The sequence below is a fragment of the Marininema halotolerans genome, assembly GCF_900116235.1.
Taxonomy (GTDB): domain Bacteria; phylum Bacillota; class Bacilli; order Thermoactinomycetales; family DSM-45169; genus Marininema; species Marininema halotolerans.
In genome coordinates this window covers 21,278-38,363 of the sequence record NZ_FPAA01000003.1, presented here as the reverse complement: position 1 = coordinate 38,363, position 17,086 = coordinate 21,278, and the positions used below count along the sequence as shown (strand labels likewise).

The window sequence follows — 17,086 nt, the reverse complement described above, 5'->3', positions numbered from 1 at the left end:
CTCTACAAGATATGCACAGCTTGTTTAAAAATGCTTCCCCGTTCCTCAAAAGAGGTATGTTGATCCCAACTTGCACATGCAGGTGAAAGGAGAGCCACATCCCCTGACTGAACTAAATTAGCTGCAGCGAAAACTGCCTCCTCTACCCTTCGGGCATGATATTGTTCTTGTTCAGGAATTCCAGCATCTTTTGCCCTTGCTAATAGAACATCCGCAGCTTCCCCATATGCAACGATCCCTTTTAGTTTACGAAAGGCAGGGATACATTCACGAAAATCGACTCCCCGATCCAATCCTCCCGCAATTAGAACCACGGGTTCATGAAAGGACTCGATCGCGGCAATGGTTGCTTTCGCATTGGTGGCTTTGGAATCGTTATACCAACGGGCTCCTCTTTTCACTCCCACAAATTCGAGTCGATGCTCGACTCCTGTAAAGGTAGCTAACTCCTGACGAATTGCCTCCTTAGGACAACCTGCCGCTAATGCAATGGCTGCAGCGGCCAATCCATTCTCCTGATGAACTCCTGGCATATGGATATCCGATACCGGCATCAACTCCCATGCCTCGGCGTCGTTAGCCATCTTAACCATCACTCGCCCCTCAGCAAAATAGATACCCTGATCAACAGGCTCATGGCGGCTAAACCAGAGAATTTGTGCTTTGATTTTTTTTGCTACGGAACGACATTCAGGTGAATCCCAATTAAGCACAGCGATATCAGAAGGTTGTTGATTGGAAAACAGTTTTTCCTTTGAAGCTGTATAATCATTCAAATCGCCATGGTAATCCATATGAGCTGGAACAATGTTAAGTAACGCCCCAATACGAGGTCGAAAGGTTTGTACGCCTTTTAATTGAAAACTTGATAATTCGGCAACTAACCATTCATTGGCTTTTAATTCGGGAGCCACTTCCGCTAACGCACGCCCAATATTACCCGCAACGACGGAAGGGACCTTTCCTTTTTTCAACATTCGTCCCACCAAGGTAGTGGTTGTCGTTTTTCCATTTGAACCCGTAATTCCAATAATAGGGGAAGAAGCTACACGGTAAGCTATCTCCACCTCGGTAACCACCGGAATTCCATAAACCAGTGCTTGTTGTACGGGAGAAGCAGAATAGGGAATCCCAGGGTTTTTCACAAGCAAATCAACACCCTCATGGATCAGGTTCTCAGGGTGTTCTCCACAGATCACTGGAATGCCAAGATTCTCTAGCTCTTCTGCTTCTGGACTCTCGGCACGAGGTTTTCGGTCATTAACCGTTACCTTCGCACCCAGGTGGAAAAGAAGGCGAGCCACCGCTACACCGCTCCGGGCCAAGCCAAGAACGACAATGGTTTGCCCCTTCCACTCCTCCATCAGCACATTCACCGCAAATACACCTCCAAGAAGATCCCTAACCCAGCGAGTAGAAAACCGGTTAGCCAAAAGGTGGTAACCACTCTCCACTCCGACCATCCTACTAACTCAAAATGATGATGAATGGGGCTCATGCGAAAGATTCGCTTCCCACGCGTTTTAAAGGAAATCACTTGGATCATCACAGAAAGGGTCTCTAAAACAAATACACCACCAATAATCGGTAGCAACAACTCTGTCTTAGTAATGACAGCAAGACCAGCCAATCCCCCGCCTAAAGCGAGAGAACCTGTATCTCCCATAAACACCTTCGCTGGATGGGCATTAAAGACAAGGAATGCCAGTAAGGTTCCAGCCACCGCTACGGCAAAAATAACGACATTCAGGTTATTTTGCACCATGCCGATCACTGCATATGCACCATAAGCAATTGCAGCGGTTCCTGCCGCTAATCCATCGAGCCCATCCGTCAAGTTCACTGCATTGGATGCAGCGATCATGATCACAACCAATAAGGGAAGATAAAGCCAATTCAGCTCCACCACCACATCCGTTGCAGGGATTCTGACGGAGAAAATCGAATCAACAGCCCCTACCACACGGACCTGCCATAACACCCAAAAAAGTACAAGACCGATAAAAAGCTGTCCCAACAGTTTTTGTTTCGCTGTAAGACCTAAATTTCGTTTCATCACCACTTTGATGTAATCATCTAGAAAACCAAGGATGCCATACCCTAAAAGGGCAAACAACAAAAAGAACAGATCTGATCGGCCACGATGTTCCGTATGACCAATTAATAGACTTCCCAATGGAACTGCTGCAAGCACGGTTGCTGTCAAAAAGATGACGCCACCCATCGTAGGGGTCCCCGTCTTCTTTTGATGACTTTGCGGACCTTCTGTACGAATTGATTGACCAAATTTTAAACGTCGTAATATCGGAATGACAAAGGGGCCCAAAATCACACCAAGACCGAAGGCAACTGCAAGTACCAACAAGACCAAGGTATGGGGGCTCCAGCCAGTAGTAGAAATCATCGGGCTAGGAACACCTCCAAATATATACCCAATCCTGCAAGTAAAAAGCCGACCAACCAAAAGGTAGTCACGACTCTCCACTCTGACCATCCCATTAGTTCAAAATGATGATGGATTGGGCTCATACGAAAAATTCGTTTCCCACGTAGTTTAAAAGAACCTACTTGAAGTATGACCGATAATGTTTCGATGACAAATACGCCACCGATTATCAATAACAAAAACTCGGTCTTGGTAATGACCGCCAAAGCCGCCAGCCCTCCACCCAGAGCAAGGGAACCCGTATCCCCCATAAATACCTTCGCAGGATGGGCATTAAACACCAGGAAACTGAGCAAAGCTCCCACGACCGATGCTGCGAATATAACCACCATATAATTACTTTGCACCATCCCAATAATGGCGTATGCCCCATAAGCGATGGAGGCGGTTCCTGCCACAAGACCATCAAGACCATCTGTCAGATTGACTGCATTGGATGCGGCAATCATCATGACAACAAGTAAGGGCAAATATAGCACAGTCAGCTGGAAGGTAATCTCGGTCCCAGGTATATGAATCGTGGAAACGCCTGGATTTTCACCACGTACCACCCGGACTTCCCACAATACCCAGAAAAGAACGAGTCCAATGAACAGTTGTCCAAGAAGTTTTTGTTTTGCTGATAGGCCGAGATTTCGTTTCATCACCACTTTAATATAATCATCCAAAAAGCCAATGATCGCATACCCTAACGTGGCAAAGAGCAGGAAGAATAGATTTGAAATTCGATCTGAAAACAGATTACTCAAGGGGACCGATGTCAGTACCAACGTAGTGAGGAAGATCGTGCCCCCCATCGTAGGCGTTCCTGCTTTTTTTAGATGTGCTTTTGGTCCTTCTTCACGAATCGCTTGACCAAACTTTAATCTTCTCAGAATGGGGATAATAAAAGGTCCCAGTAGAATACCAAGACCAAAAGCGACGGCAAGGGGGACGAGAAGAATGCGCATATCCATATTAGAAAGTTTTCGCTCCTTTTAAAACATGCTCCACTACCGTCTCCAAACGTGCTCCCCGTGAAGCTTTTACTAAGAGAGCGACTTTTTGATTCCCTTCCTGCAGAAAAATCCGAGCCGCTTCTTCCGCATTTTGTAAGTGAACCACTTTTTCCTGTGTCGCTACTTCCTTTGCGCCTTCTACGATCCAACGCCCTCGCTCACCCATGGCATACACTCTTGATATTCCTTTTTCAATAGCAAATCGACCAATATCACGATGATATGCTTCTTCATCATGGCCCATCTCCAACATATCACCAAGAAGAACCCATTTCTCAGAAAAGCCTTCTAATGAAGAAAGAAGGTCGATAGTAGCTCGCATGGATGTAGGGCTTGCATTGTATGCATCATTAATGATGAGCATCCCATTTGAAGCAGTCCTTCGCTCGAGACGCATCCCTGTCATCCGTACCTGTGTAAGTCCCTGTTGAATCTCTTCCTCCGTCATTCCCATTGAACGCCCTACCGTGATAGCGAGAAGTGCATTGGAGGCATTGTGTTTTCCCATCATCGGAAGCGTGAATCGGCGATTGGACAAGGAGGTTGTAAATGAGATCCCTTCGAGTCCTTCAGTTGAAAAGCTCTGAAGAATATCATCATTTTTATCCTGCCAACCCACACCAATCCAGCGCCGTTTCTCTTGGGACAATCTCTCCCGAAGTAGGGGTTCATCCCCATCGACAACTAGAATTCCTTGCTTAGCCAAGCCTTCACGGATTTCCAACTTCGCATCAGCAATTCCCTGTCGACTCCCTAGGTGTTCGATGTGGGCTTCACCAATATTGGTGATCACCGCAATATCTGGCTGAGCAATGGTAGAAAGGAGTGCGATTTCGCCCGCATGATTCATCCCCATCTCTAAAACAACCACTTCCGTATTCTCGGGCATTGAGAGCAATGTAAGAGGAAGACCAATATGATTATTATAATTCCCCTGGGTCTGATGCACACGGAACTTCACAGACAAGACCGACCCAAGAAGTTCCTTCGTCGTTGTTTTGCCATTACTACCTGTTACAGCAACGACCTTAACTCCAATCTCTTGTCGCCACGATGCTGCTAATTGTTGGAGCGCAGTCAGTGTATTTTCTACACGGATCAACGGGACAGGAGGGAGGGGGGAGGGAAGGGGATGATCCTTCTGCCAAAGTGCTCCGACAGCTCCCTTTTCCACAGCATTTGGAAGGAAATCATGTCCATCAAAGCGATCACCAACGATAGGTACATAGAGCTGATTTGGACAAAGGGAGCGGGTATCCGTTGAAACTCCACTGGCAAGCATCAGTTTATCCGACACCCCCCCTAATAGTGTCCCTCCTACCGCACGAGCAATGGCTTTCAATGTTTTTTGCATTGTCTCCTTCTCTCCTTGCTTATCGGCAAGCTCTTATCGCTTCACGCGCTTGCTTTCGATCATCAAATTCGTATCGAATCCCGTTCACTTCTTGATAGGTTTCGTGACCTTTTCCGGCGATTAAGACCAAATCTCCTGGACAAGCTTCTTTGATTGCAAATTGAATCGCTTCGCCCCGATCCATTATGATCGTCTTTTCTTTACCCTGTAGTCCCTCTTCCATATCCGCAATAATTTGCTTTGGATCCTCTGTACGAGGATTATCCGAGGTGATGACAAGATGATCACTATATTGAGCACCAATCGCTGCCATCAAGGGACGTTTTGTGCGGTCACGATCGCCGCCACAACCAACCACGCACCAAACCTGACCTTGAGTGATTTCACTAACCGTTTTAAGGACGTTTTCTAGACTGTCAGGTGTGTGGGCATAATCCACAATCACCGTAAATGACTGTCCAGCATCAACGGCCTCCAGACGACCATCCACTCCTTGAATCGATTCTAATGAAACACAAATCTGTTCTAAGGAAACCCCTTCGCCAAGTGCCACAGCCGTAGCAGCTAATGCATTGTAAACACTAAATTTCCCCATCAACTTCATATCGACGTCCATCGATCCTTTAAATGTCGTGAGGCGAAAACGTGTTCCTCCTGCATGATACTGAATTTCTTCAGCCATAACATCCGCTGGCTGATCAATTCCATACGTAATCACTTGAGCGGGAGTCACTTGGGCAAAGTGATTAGAAGCCTCCTCATCCACATTGAGAATCGCCAATGCCTGATCTTCTCTTTGATCCATATAGCTGTTCTCTAATTGACTAAAAAGAAGTGCCTTTGCATCACGATAATTTTCCATTGTTTCGTGGTAGTCTAGATGATCTTGTGTCAGATTCGTAAATAATGCCGTACGAAAGCGACAACCTCGTGTCCGACCCATGTGGAGTGCATGGGAGGAAGCCTCAATAACAGCATGACTACACCCTGCATCCTTCATCTGACGGAATCCCCTTTGTAGTTCGATCACTTCAGGGGTCGTGTTTTTTACAGGGTAGGTCTTCTCACCAATCTGCATATTCATGGTACCAATCAACCCTGTCGCCATCCCTGCATCCTCTAACATACGGCGAATCAAATGGGAGGTGGTGGTTTTTCCATTGGTACCGGTTAAACCAATCAGTTTTAATTCCCTCGTCGGATGTTCAAAAAACACATCGGAGATAACGGCCAGCGCCCGTTTTGAATCCGGTACTTTCATCACAGGGACGGGTGCTTTGATATCCTCTTCCACTACCAATGCAACCGCGCCTTGTTCCAAGGCCTGAGGGATATACTGGTGACCATCCACCGTAAAACCCTTCAAAGCGATAAACAAATCGCCTGGCTTTACTTCCCGGGAATCCATCTGAATTCCTGTGATTTCTACATTCATATTGCCAATAACATCTGCTAATACAAGAGAATTGAAGAGTTTCTCTAGTTTCATGAAATGGGTACCTCCTTGGACCAAGCCAACTGCTTAGTACCATGATAGCCGAAAAAAATAGAGAAAGACATGAGAAATGCCAGGGGTCCTCCTGGCACATTGGGTGGATCATCCCTATTTTAATCATCTTTTACCCATTTGTCACCCGAAGATGACCTTCCTTGTGAATAACGATTCATTTTCTTTTATGAGAAATCCGTATTCTACTGATCCCCCAAATAAATTCGAATCGGAGTCCCTTTTTTTACACGTTGCCCTGGCTTAGGCGTCTGACTGATGACTTTATTTCCTTTTCCTCGCACCTGAAGCTCGATATCCTCTAAGCTGGTTCTCAGTTCGTCCAGGTCCGATCCCACCAAATTAGGTATGGTGATAATCGGAGCTTCCAATGGAGAATTTTCCGGTGAGATTTGTTTTTTTCGCTTGGGTACCTTCAGATGACGGAGACTATCTCCTAAAATCTCTTTTACGATAGGGGCAGCGACAACACCTCCAAACTGTACACCTTTTGGATTATCTACCGCCACATAGACAACCAATTGTGGATCATCTGCTGGGGCAAAACCGATAAAGGAAACAATATGGTTATTTTTCATATATCGACCGTCAGGCCCGACTTTTTGCGCCGTTCCCGTCTTTCCTCCCACACGATACCCATCAATAAATGCTTTGCGCCCAGTCCCACGGGCAACCACACTTTCTAATGCCGTTCGAACTTGCTCGGAGGTACTCTCTGAAATGACTCGACGTTTTAGCTGTGGCCGAATTTCCTCTACCACTTTGTTTGTATCGGGGTTGATCCAAGCCTTTTCTAAATGAGGCTGCATCAGCTTCCCACCATTCACCGCTGCAGCAACAGCGCTCACCTGCTGGATAGGAGTCACAGATACCCCTTGGCCAAAGGACGTAGTTGCAAGCTCCACGGGTCCAGCTTGCTCCGGTGTAAATAAAATCCCCTTGGCTTCGCCATTCAGATCAATTCCTGTTTTTTCACCAAATCCAAATTTACGAATGTAGGAAAAGAGTTTCTCCTCACCTAGACGTTGCCCCATTGTAACAAAACCTGGGTTGCAGGAATTTTCGACTACTTCCAAAAAGGTCTCCGATCCATGCCCCCCATGCTTCCAGCAACGTAAACGCGCCCCTGCTACTTTGATATAACCCGGATCATAAAAATAACTACCTAAATTCACCTTCTTTTCCTCTAGTGCAGCAGCCAGGGTAATAATTTTAAATGTTGACCCCGGTTCATAGGTTCGCCAGATAGGGAGGTTGCGGTTGTAGATCAAAGGATCTACTTTTCGGAAATCACTAGGATGAAAGGTGGGTCGGCTACCCATACCCAGAATTTCACCGGTTTTTGGATTCATCGCAATCACCATGATATTTTCCGCCTGATACTGTGCCATCGCCTGATCCATCTCACGCTCGATATAGGCTTGAATGGACTTATCCAAGGTCAATTCTAGATCGAGTCCATCCGTTGGAGGGGTATATTGATCCGCGCTCCCAGGAAGCCGCTCGCCCTTTGCATTAGCACTATAGGAGACATGCCCTCGCTTTCCTTGCAGGCGTTTGTCATAAACCAACTCCAACCCCGCTAAACCTTGATTATCAATCCCAGCAAAACCAAGGATATGAGCGGCCATCGTTCCCATCGGATAATAACGCTTATTATCCTCTGCGATAGCAATCCCTGGTAATCGTAAATCATGAACTGCCTTCGCCCGCTCCTCACTCAGCTTTCGTCCATAAGGATTAATACGTACAATTAACTCACGCTTGGTAATCAATTGAAAGATTTTATCCTCTGGGGCTAATAGGATCTGGGCTAATGCCCGTGCAGTCACTTTCGGATCTTTTATTTGGGCAGGGATTGCTAAAACGGAAGGGGCACTGATATTATAAGCCATCACTTTTCCGTTTCGATCCAAAATTCGACCTCGGTTGCCTTCAAAGGGGATATCTCGTGTCCACAGCTCTTCTGCTTTCTCTTGGAGCCACGGTCCACGTACCAATTGCACATACCCTAACCGTGCTAAAAGCGCCCCGAAGAGCAATAACCCGAGGAGCAGTGCGATAAATAGTCGTTTACGCACTACATGATTCGTCGTCCGCAACTGTCCTCACCCCTTTCTTGAGACAAGTCTTCATAGACAACCCTATGTAGGTCGCAAAAGGGATAGAACGGATTGTCCACAAAAAAAAAGCCTCACTCCAAGGGAATGAGTCTGGCTTTCATTGCCACTTCGGCGGCTCTAATTTTAATTGAATGCGATGTTCCTCAAACAAGGGACTCCCTGGTGATATGGATTGACTCGTTACAAAGCCCTCTCCCTCTGCCTTTGGTTTTAGTCCAATTAACCGACAAACGTCCATTGCTTCTCGTAGGGATTTACCCCGTAAGTCTGGCATGGAAAGTGCTTTATTCCCCTCTGTAATTAGATAGGCATCTCCTCTCCCTTGAATAAAGTGTTCACCAGGTGATGGATATTGTGCGAGGACCTTATCTCCACTCCCAAGAATATGGGTACGAATCTCTTGTTTCGCGAGAGATTTTTTTAGTTCAACCACTGACTTGCCCTTCCAATTTCCAGCGGTAACATCCTTCTTTTTGAAGGCATTTACAGACGATGCCTTTTTCGCTTTTCCATTCAACTGATTGATCGTATATTTGATCATCTCCCGAGCGGCAGGAGCCGCCACCGTGCCACCATGTTTATCCCCTTGAGGTTCATCCACCGCTACATAAACCACAACCCGTGGATTTTTCGCTGGAGCAAATCCCATAAAGGAGACGATATAGTCATCAGGGTCATAACCTGAACCATTCTCATTGATCTTTTGCGCTGTACCCGTTTTACCTGCGATATCATAGCCAGGACTGTCAGCTTCTTTTCCTGTTCCATGAAGAACCACGTCACGTAATAACTGCCGTACCTTCGCGGCCGAAGAGGAGGAGATAACATGCTTTCGAACAGCAAGGGGTTTTGTTTTCTTCTCCACTTTACCTGTTACGGCATTTTGCGTATGATCCACCACGTAGGGCCGGTATAAAGTCCCTCCATTGGCTACGGCCGAGACAGCCATAACCTGCTGAATGGGGGTAACTGCAATTCCTTGACCAAAGGCGGTTGTGGCTAATTCCAACTTGTGCAGGGGTTCATATCCATAAAAGAGGCCCTTCGCCTCCGATGGGAGATCAATCCCTGTTGGACGACCCGTACGATCCGTAATGGGTCCAAAACCAAAACGGTCAATATAGCGAGTCATTCTCTCCTCACCCAACTCTTGTCCAAGCTTCACAAAAGCCACATTACTTGAAAGATTAATTCCCTTGGCAAAGGAGATCTCCCCCCAACCGACATCGTTCCAGTCTCGGATTTTACGGCCGGCTACTTCAATCGAACCGGATTGAAATGTTTGATTCGCATCGAAGAGTTTCTCCTGAACCGCTGCTCCTAACGTAACAATCTTAAAGGTGGAGCCGGGTTCAAATTGAGAGCTCACTGCAATATTGGTCCCGTTCACATCCGGTTCCCATGTCTCCGCAAAATGATTGGGGTCAAAATCGGGTCGATTCGCCATTGCCAGAATGGCACCCGTCTTAGGATCCGCTACAATTGCTGTTGCGCCCTTCGCTTGATAACGAGCCATGACCTGATCCAATTGGTTTTCTACTTGGTGTTGAATCTCACGATCCAATGTAAGGTAAAGGTTTTTCCCTTGCTCAGCAGGTCGAAAGTCATCCGTTTGATTAGGGAGACGATTTCCCCTTGCATCTTTAGCAAAGGTCATCTTTCCCGGAATACCCGTTAAGGTTTGATTATATTTTTGCTCAAGCCCCCCTACGGGTTTCCCTTCGACATTAACAAAGCCGAGTACGTGGGCTGCAAGGTCCCCTTCTATGTACTTTCGTCCCGTGGTCTGAATCGCATAGATTCCACTCAGACCCAGATCCATCACTTGGTTTCTTTTTTTCTGAGAAATCTTATAATTCCCTTTTTTTCGCAATTCCACTTGACTTGCTTTCCGGTTGAGCTTAGCAAGCAACTCATTGACGGGAATATCCAACAAGGGTGACAATCGTTCTGCGGTCTCACGTTTATTTTTCACTTGCTTTAAATCAGCAGCAATATAATACTCTGTAACTTCTTGGACCAATTCATTCCCATTGCGATCAACGATCGCCCCTCTTTTGGGTTGAATAATTTCTTTTTTCTCCCAGATATGTTGGGCTCGATCCCGCAAAAAGGAAGCATCAACCGTCTGTAGCCAGAATAATCGAAAGATCACTGTTGTCAGGAGCAAAATACAAGTGATCCCAACAAACAGTGACCGTAATTTACTTTGTTTTCTCGTCGGAATCACACGCTACACTCCTTGTTTCACTCAGGGAGGCTCCTCTTGACCCTTGGTGGTTGAAGGCTCTTCAAGGCTGACTTGCACCTTGAAGCACCATACCATGCTCTTCAGCGTACCGGCGAATCCGCTCCCCGCTCTTCAACTCCTTTTGCTGTGACTCTAAATCTTGAATTGATTCCTTCAATTGAGTCGTCTCCTGTTCAATTTTGGCTTGTTTCATACTCAGCTCCGTTACTGTTGCATAACGAGACAACACGAACAGAGCGAGAGCAACACAGATGATGACACTGAACAGGTAAAGCAACTTCTCTCCTGTAGGAAATCCCGGCTTACGCGGCTGTCTCTCTCTCTGGTTTGCCTTATTCGGCCGGCTCTCTAGTTGGAAGGCGGTCGAAGCGTTTCCCCGGTACTCTCTCATTTTCTATAGACCCTCCTCACACTTTTTCAGCTACGCGCAACTTCGCCGACCGGGCTCGCGGGTTCTTCTCCGTCTCTTCCGGTGTCGGCAGGGTCGGTTTTTTAGTGATAATTTTTAGTTTTGGGCTCTTTTTGCACACACAGATTGGAAAATCAGGTGGACACGTGCATCCTTGTGCTTGCTCCAAAAATGCCTTTTTACAAATCCGATCCTCCAGTGAGTGAAAGGTGATAACACTGACCCTTCCTTTCGATTTTAACCGTTCAATTCCAAGTTCTACTGCATCTTTAAATGCATCGAGTTCATCATTTACCGCGATACGAATCCCTTGAAAGCTACGCCGGGCAGGATGAGGGCCCGTTCTTCTTGTCGCAGCAGGAATCGCTTCTTTAATAATTTCTGCTAGTTCACGTGTGGTTTGAATCGCCTGCTCTGAACGATATTGCCCGATTCGCTGTGCAATTCGTCGCGCAAACTTTTCTTCCCCATATTGAAATAGAATGCGCGCAATCTCATCAATGGGCCATTTGTTAACCACATCAAACGCAGTTAGCTCGCTTTGAACATCCATCCGCATATCCAGTGGAGCATCCACATGGTAACTAAAACCCCGCTCTCCTTCGTCCAATTGCGGGGAGGAAACACCCAAATCGAACAAAACACCATCCACTTTGTCGATATTTAAATCATCCAACACGGTACCTAATTGCCTGAAGTTACTTTTCACAAGATGAACTTGACCAGAAACATTTTTTAATCGCTCAGCGGCAGCCGCTAATGCTGTGTCGTCCTGATCAATACCGATTAACAGCCCATCCTGATTAAGCATGGAGGCAATCAAGGAACTATGACCTGCTCCACCTAAGGTGCAATCCACATAAATACCATCCGGGCGAACATTTAACCCATCTACTGCTTCTTTTTTTAGAACCGTCTCATGATGGAACAATGAATTCAACCTCTCTACAAGTCCAAATCAAAATCGACCAATTTCTCCGCAATCTCATTAAACGAATCCTCGGAGCTCTCGTTATATACTTCCCACGCTTCCCTACTCCAAATCTCCACGCGATTGGAGACACCAATGACCACACAATCCTTAACCAACTTAGCAAACGTCCTTAGATTACCAGGAATATTAATCCTGCCCTGTTTATCCAGCTCTGCTACTGCAGCACCGGAAAAGAAGAAACGAGTAAAGGCTCTCGCATCTGCCTTTGTAAAGGGTAAAGCTTTCATCTTTTGCTCCAGTCTTTCCCACTCGGGCATCGGATAGACAAAGAGGCAATGGTCGAGTCCACGGGTGACAACAAAAGTCTCTCCCAGTTCTTCCCGGAACCTGGAAGGGATGATCAGACGCCCCTTATCATCGACGGAGTGTCGATATTCCCCCATGAACACACCACTGCACCCCCTTCACTTCCCCTTATTCCCCACTTTGCCCCACATCTCACCACACTGGTTAGTATACCACAGAAAAAAGAAAAATCCTGCACTTGGTACAGGATTTTTTACAATATCTGCTTTTTTTGAAAATCTCAAACCTTCCAACCAGCTAAATACTCTTCCTGCTCCTCAGTCATCTCGTCGATCGTAATCCCTAACGAATCCAGTTTATAAATCGCCACCTGCTCATCAATGTGGTAAGGGACATCGAGCACTTGGGGACCAATTTTATCATGGTTTTCATTCACATAAATGAGTGACAAGGTTTGTAATGCAAAGGTCATATCCATGATCTCTGCTGGATGTCCGTCCCCTGCTACTAAATTCACAAGTCTTCCTTCACATAGGAGGTGCAGTCGACGGCCATCTTCCATTTCGTACTCCACAATATCCTTTCTCACCGTCCGATAAGAGGCAGCCTCCTCTTCAAGTCCTTGTTTATCAATTTCCACATCAAAATGACCGGCATTTGCCATGATCGCTCCGTCTTTCATGAAAGCAAAGTGGGGCGTGGTAAGCACTTTTTTATTTCCTGTAACGGTTACAAAAATATCCCCTAATTTAGCAGCTTCATTTATCGGCATGACTGTAAATCCTTCCATATGCGCCTCTGTCGCTTTGATCGGATCGACTTCGGTCACAATCACACGCGCTCCTAATCCTTCTGCCCGCATCGCTACACCACGGCCACACCATCCATAACCCACAACAACTACCGTTTTTCCAGCAACAACGAGATTGGTTGCCTTATTAATGCCATCCCAGACAGATTGTCCCGTGCCATAGCGATTATCAAAGAGAAATTTCGAATAAGCGTCGTTTACCGCAATCATCGGTACTTTTAATTCTTTCGTTTTTTCCAAGGCACGCAGTCGTAAGATTCCTGTTGTTGTCTCTTCACAACCACCTTTAACCTTTTCCAAGATATCTGGACGTTCCGCATGAAGGACACCGATTAAATCGCCGCCATCATCAATAATTAAGTCCGGTTCGGTCTCCAGCGTCATCATCAAATGCTCACGATACTCCTCTGGTGTCGGATCATATTTAGCAAAGACAGTCACTCCTGCATCAGCCAGTGCGGCAGCTACATCATCTTTCGTCGATAGCGGATTACTCCCTGTTATCGCCACTTGAGCACCAGCATCTCGCAGTAATTCTGCAAGACAAGCCGTTTTGGCCTCTAAGTGGAGTGCAATCGCTACCTTTTTTCCAGCGAGAGGCTGTTCCGCAATGAACTCCTTCCGAATTCGGTTCATTACTGGCATATGTTGGCGGGCCCAGTCAATCTTCAAACGTCCCATTGGAGCCAAACTTCGGTCACTTACCACACTTTCCAGCGTTGAGCTCATATGAAACCTCCTCCATTCTTTAACCCTACTCATTTTTAATGTTAATTTTCAAATGAAAATATAACAAAAACTACCTACTATAAAACATCATAAGTATACCACCCGATGGCTTTCTTTGGAAAGAAGCGGAATTTCCGTCAATCGTCGGATCCAATGTTCACCGTATTGATTCCAATAAAATAGTACATTATGTACTCGTTCTTGTAGCATACCTGATGGACAAAAATGAAGGGCAAGCTCCTTAAATCGATGTCCATCCCCAGCACTGCGTTCAGCTAAGTTCTTTTTCACTTCTTGCTCTAACCAATGGATCTCCCTTAACACACGCTCCTGATTCACTTCACCGAGGTGACGCATATTATGGCGCAATCCGCTCAGATCACCCAGTAAGGGCTGATATACTTCTGCAATTCGCTGGCGTATCACCGCAAATGTCTGTACAGGATCCATCTGATATTGAGAAGCAAGATAGGCTTGTTCCTTCTCAGATAGCTGGTAAATCGCTGCAGAGGGTGTTATTTGATAGCGACGCAGCCATTTTTCCTCACGCGGCCCCACTAACGTAACACCCAGCCGTGGAAAGAGAATCGGCATGTCCATCCCAGCCGATTCAAAGGCACTCTTTAATAAGGCCCAATAGGCGATTTCCCCGGCTCCTAGCACGGTAGCCAACGTCGGAAATAGATACTCTTGCATCAACGGACGTGTTACGACGTTATTACTAAAATCTTCAGGACGGTCATCGAGCCGTTGAAGTAGTTCTTGTCGTGACCAATACCGATCCCCTTCACGGTCGCGAAATCCATCGCCATCCAAATAAAGAGCTTTCCGTTCTCCTTGTTCACGTAGAAATAAATGAACGCGCCTTTCCTCTGGCTCCACTTGCAAAGGATAACCCTTCGCTTGAATTTTTCCTGCCGTTGTAAATACACCTTCGGATAAGGGAGCGGCCTCGTTGATTAACCATTCAAAGAAGGGCACTTCTAATCGGCGTAAAGGGGGATATGCCGAATCAATTAAGATTAATCCATAAGGACTAAAAAGACGGTGCATTAACCGTGCAAAATGATGAGTTATACTCGATGAATGATGGGCAAGCTCACGCATCTCTTGCAGAAGCCCTTGCTTATGGGGTGTATCAGGAAGCATCCCTGTCAACTGATCCAGCAGTTCATCTAACTGATGGTCCAATTCCATGTCACTGATGGAAATTCGCGTTCCCTTATCCATTCCCATATCGAGTTGCAGCTTTAATAATTCTTTTCTTAATGGAAGGTGGATATGGTCCACTTCCTCTAAATCATGGTCCTCCCCGGCAATCCAAAATACCGGTAGTACCGGACGACCCAGACGTTGCTCTTCACGTGAAGCCAACTGAATTAAGGTTATCGCCTTATAAAGTGTATAAAGAGGACCTGTAAATAATCCGGCTTGTTGCCCTCCCACTACACACAAACTATCTGGTTCCATTAAACGGTCAAGGTTTTTCTCAATCTGTGAACTCAACAGTTCTTCGCTATGATATTGACGAAGCACGTTTACTAATTCAGCCCTCGGAGCCGCTTGATTACGTTCGTCTAATCGCTTTGCCCGTTGTGCGAACAACTGATCATCACTTGGATTATAGGAGTAAAAATCAGCAACCTGTTCAAAGGAATTTAAATAGTCCCGCACCAATGGGTTCTTTGGTTCCAGATAGATATCCTCAATTCTCATACGTAATCCCTTCTTTTTGAGCGATCTATTTAAATAGGCCACCTGGAGTATAAATGAATTAATTGGACCCATTCTTTTCTTTGGCTGACTCTTTACGAGGAGAAGGTAAGCAGGCTGCTAGGATAAAACCAGCGACTGACACGCTGGCCGCTATTAGCATACCCATTTGATAGCCGTGTTTCCAAATTTGAGGCAGACCCACATTATCCATCATTACACTGGCCGTAATCACAGGTGTGGATGAAAAAAAGGATAATCCCATCGCAATTAAACCGAGAGCTGTCCCCCCCGCCCGGACCATCCCGATCGCCATGACTCCCTTTTTCATTTGCCGGTAACTGATAACCTCAAACAATAATTCATGAACAGGGGCAATTAATGAGAACCCCACGCCAAAACCGAGTACCACCAAAACAACCGTCAACGCAATGGCGTCGAGGGCAAAGGCAAGGGTAAAGTAACTCACAGCAGAAGCGAGGAAGCCGATCATCAGCACTCCACGATAGCCCCAATGGATAGATACCCGTTGTGCCATTGGAATCGCTAACCATGCCGCACAGGCGACCAATGTCAAAAAAAGCCCGCCTGTTCCAGGTGGCCGTTGATGAATTTCTGCCATCCATCCTGGAATCAATACGATAGCTGCCCAAGTAATTCCTGATAGGATCATCACGCTATTTAATAATATCAGACGTTTATCAGTAAAAAGTTGCAAAGGAAAAAAGGGATACTCGGAGTCTTTTTCAACCATCATCATCAATACCCCTAAACCAAGCGATACAATCGCAAAGGGAAGAAATGATGGATCGACGAGGGCGCCCCATCCTTTACTTGGGTTAAATTGAGCAACAGCGATCATCATCGAAAGAAGAATGGCACCAAAGTACATAACCCCTTGGATATCATGCGTTGGGGAACGTAAACGGCCGGTTGGACGAAAGCGAAAACTAAACAAAAATACGATTAACACTGCCGGAATATTGATCCAAAACAACCAACGCCAATTAAAATACCAAGTCAGAGTTGATGAAATAAACGGCGTCAAGATCAATAGCGCTGCTAATATTCCAAGGACAGCCCAACGCCAGGTTCTCCCTTTCCACTTCAACATACGGCCCAGCTCTACGGATAAAACCGGGACAATTCCCCCTGCTGCCATCGCCTGTATCAACCTACCTACAATTAAGGCGAAGAGTGTGTGACTATCCCCAGCAATGAGAGACCCCAAAGCATATACCAACAGTGAAGTGAGAAACCAGCCCTTTTTTCCCGCCTTGGCTCCCCAGGCCTCCATGATTGGTAGGGCCAACACAAAAACAGCAAGATGAAGAGCGATCACCAAAAAAACGGTGCGAATCGAAATCGCCAGATCTAAGGCAATTACCGTCAATGCTGGCGCTAACACACCGATATCCAGTGCACCTAGAAATATGGCGATAATAAATGCATCAAGTGTGAGATTTTTTTTGAATAGCACACAGATCGCCTCCTTCTTCACCCGA

The 17,086-nt window shown here is 46.2% G+C and carries 13 protein-coding genes; all 13 read right to left on the bottom strand.

Annotation, left to right across the window (positions count from 1 at the left end):
• Positions 1–2: 2 nt before the first annotated feature.
• Positions 3–1,364 carry a UDP-N-acetylmuramoyl-L-alanine--D-glutamate ligase gene (murD, locus tag CHX35_RS04515; protein ID WP_091835336.1) on the bottom strand — a complete coding sequence of 454 codons (1,362 nt, stop codon included), beginning with the start codon at positions 1,362–1,364 and terminating at the stop codon, positions 3–5.
• A gap of 8 nt (positions 1,365–1,372) precedes the next feature.
• Positions 1,373–2,404 (bottom strand): phospho-N-acetylmuramoyl-pentapeptide-transferase, encoded by a 1,032-nt coding sequence (gene mraY / locus CHX35_RS04510; protein ID WP_091834609.1) that lies wholly within the window; start codon positions 2,402–2,404, stop codon positions 1,373–1,375.
• The gene (gene mraY, locus CHX35_RS04505; RefSeq protein ID WP_091834607.1) at positions 2,401–3,402 is read right to left on the bottom strand and encodes a phospho-N-acetylmuramoyl-pentapeptide-transferase; all 1,002 of its coding nucleotides are present in this window, start codon (positions 3,400–3,402) and stop codon (positions 2,401–2,403) included. Before mraY (CHX35_RS04505) ends, mraY (CHX35_RS04510) begins: the two co-directional genes overlap by 4 nt.
• Position 3,403: 1 nt before the next feature.
• Positions 3,404–4,798 (bottom strand): UDP-N-acetylmuramoyl-tripeptide--D-alanyl-D-alanine ligase, encoded by a 1,395-nt coding sequence (locus tag CHX35_RS04500; protein ID WP_091834604.1) that lies wholly within the window; start codon positions 4,796–4,798, stop codon positions 3,404–3,406.
• Between the two features lie 19 nt (positions 4,799–4,817).
• Entirely contained in the window at positions 4,818–6,287 is a 1,470-nt protein-coding gene (locus CHX35_RS04495) for a UDP-N-acetylmuramoyl-L-alanyl-D-glutamate--2,6-diaminopimelate ligase (protein WP_091834601.1), read from the bottom strand.
• A 203-nt stretch (positions 6,288–6,490) separates the two neighbouring features.
• Entirely contained in the window at positions 6,491–8,407 is a 1,917-nt protein-coding gene (locus tag CHX35_RS04490; RefSeq protein ID WP_091834598.1) for a stage V sporulation protein D, read from the bottom strand.
• Positions 8,408–8,525: 118 nt separating this feature from the next.
• The gene (locus CHX35_RS04485) at positions 8,526–10,658 is read right to left on the bottom strand and encodes a PASTA domain-containing penicillin-binding protein (RefSeq protein ID WP_091834595.1); all 2,133 of its coding nucleotides are present in this window, start codon (positions 10,656–10,658) and stop codon (positions 8,526–8,528) included.
• Between the two features lie 61 nt (positions 10,659–10,719).
• The gene (ftsL, locus tag CHX35_RS04480; RefSeq protein ID WP_091834592.1) at positions 10,720–11,070 is read right to left on the bottom strand and encodes a cell division protein FtsL; all 351 of its coding nucleotides are present in this window, start codon (positions 11,068–11,070) and stop codon (positions 10,720–10,722) included.
• Between the two features lie 16 nt (positions 11,071–11,086).
• Positions 11,087–12,019, bottom strand: a complete 933-nt coding sequence (gene rsmH, locus CHX35_RS04475; protein WP_091834589.1) for a 16S rRNA (cytosine(1402)-N(4))-methyltransferase RsmH — start codon at positions 12,017–12,019, stop codon at positions 11,087–11,089.
• Positions 12,020–12,033: 14 nt separating this feature from the next.
• Positions 12,034–12,471, bottom strand: coding sequence for a division/cell wall cluster transcriptional repressor MraZ (mraZ, locus tag CHX35_RS04470; RefSeq protein ID WP_091834586.1), 438 nt, complete (start codon positions 12,469–12,471; stop codon positions 12,034–12,036).
• Positions 12,472–12,608: 137 nt separating this feature from the next.
• A complete protein-coding gene (locus tag CHX35_RS04465; RefSeq protein ID WP_091834583.1) occupies positions 12,609–13,868 on the bottom strand; it encodes an adenosylhomocysteinase in 1,260 nt (419 codons plus the stop codon).
• 87 nt (positions 13,869–13,955) lie between these two features.
• On the bottom strand, positions 13,956–15,584 hold the full coding sequence (gene bshC / locus CHX35_RS04460) for a bacillithiol biosynthesis cysteine-adding enzyme BshC (protein ID WP_176391884.1): 1,629 nt from the start codon (positions 15,582–15,584) through the stop codon (positions 13,956–13,958).
• A 58-nt stretch (positions 15,585–15,642) separates the two neighbouring features.
• Positions 15,643–17,061 carry an MFS transporter gene (locus CHX35_RS04455; protein WP_176391883.1) on the bottom strand — a complete coding sequence of 473 codons (1,419 nt, stop codon included), beginning with the start codon at positions 17,059–17,061 and terminating at the stop codon, positions 15,643–15,645.
• Between the last annotated feature and the right edge of the window lie 25 nt (positions 17,062–17,086).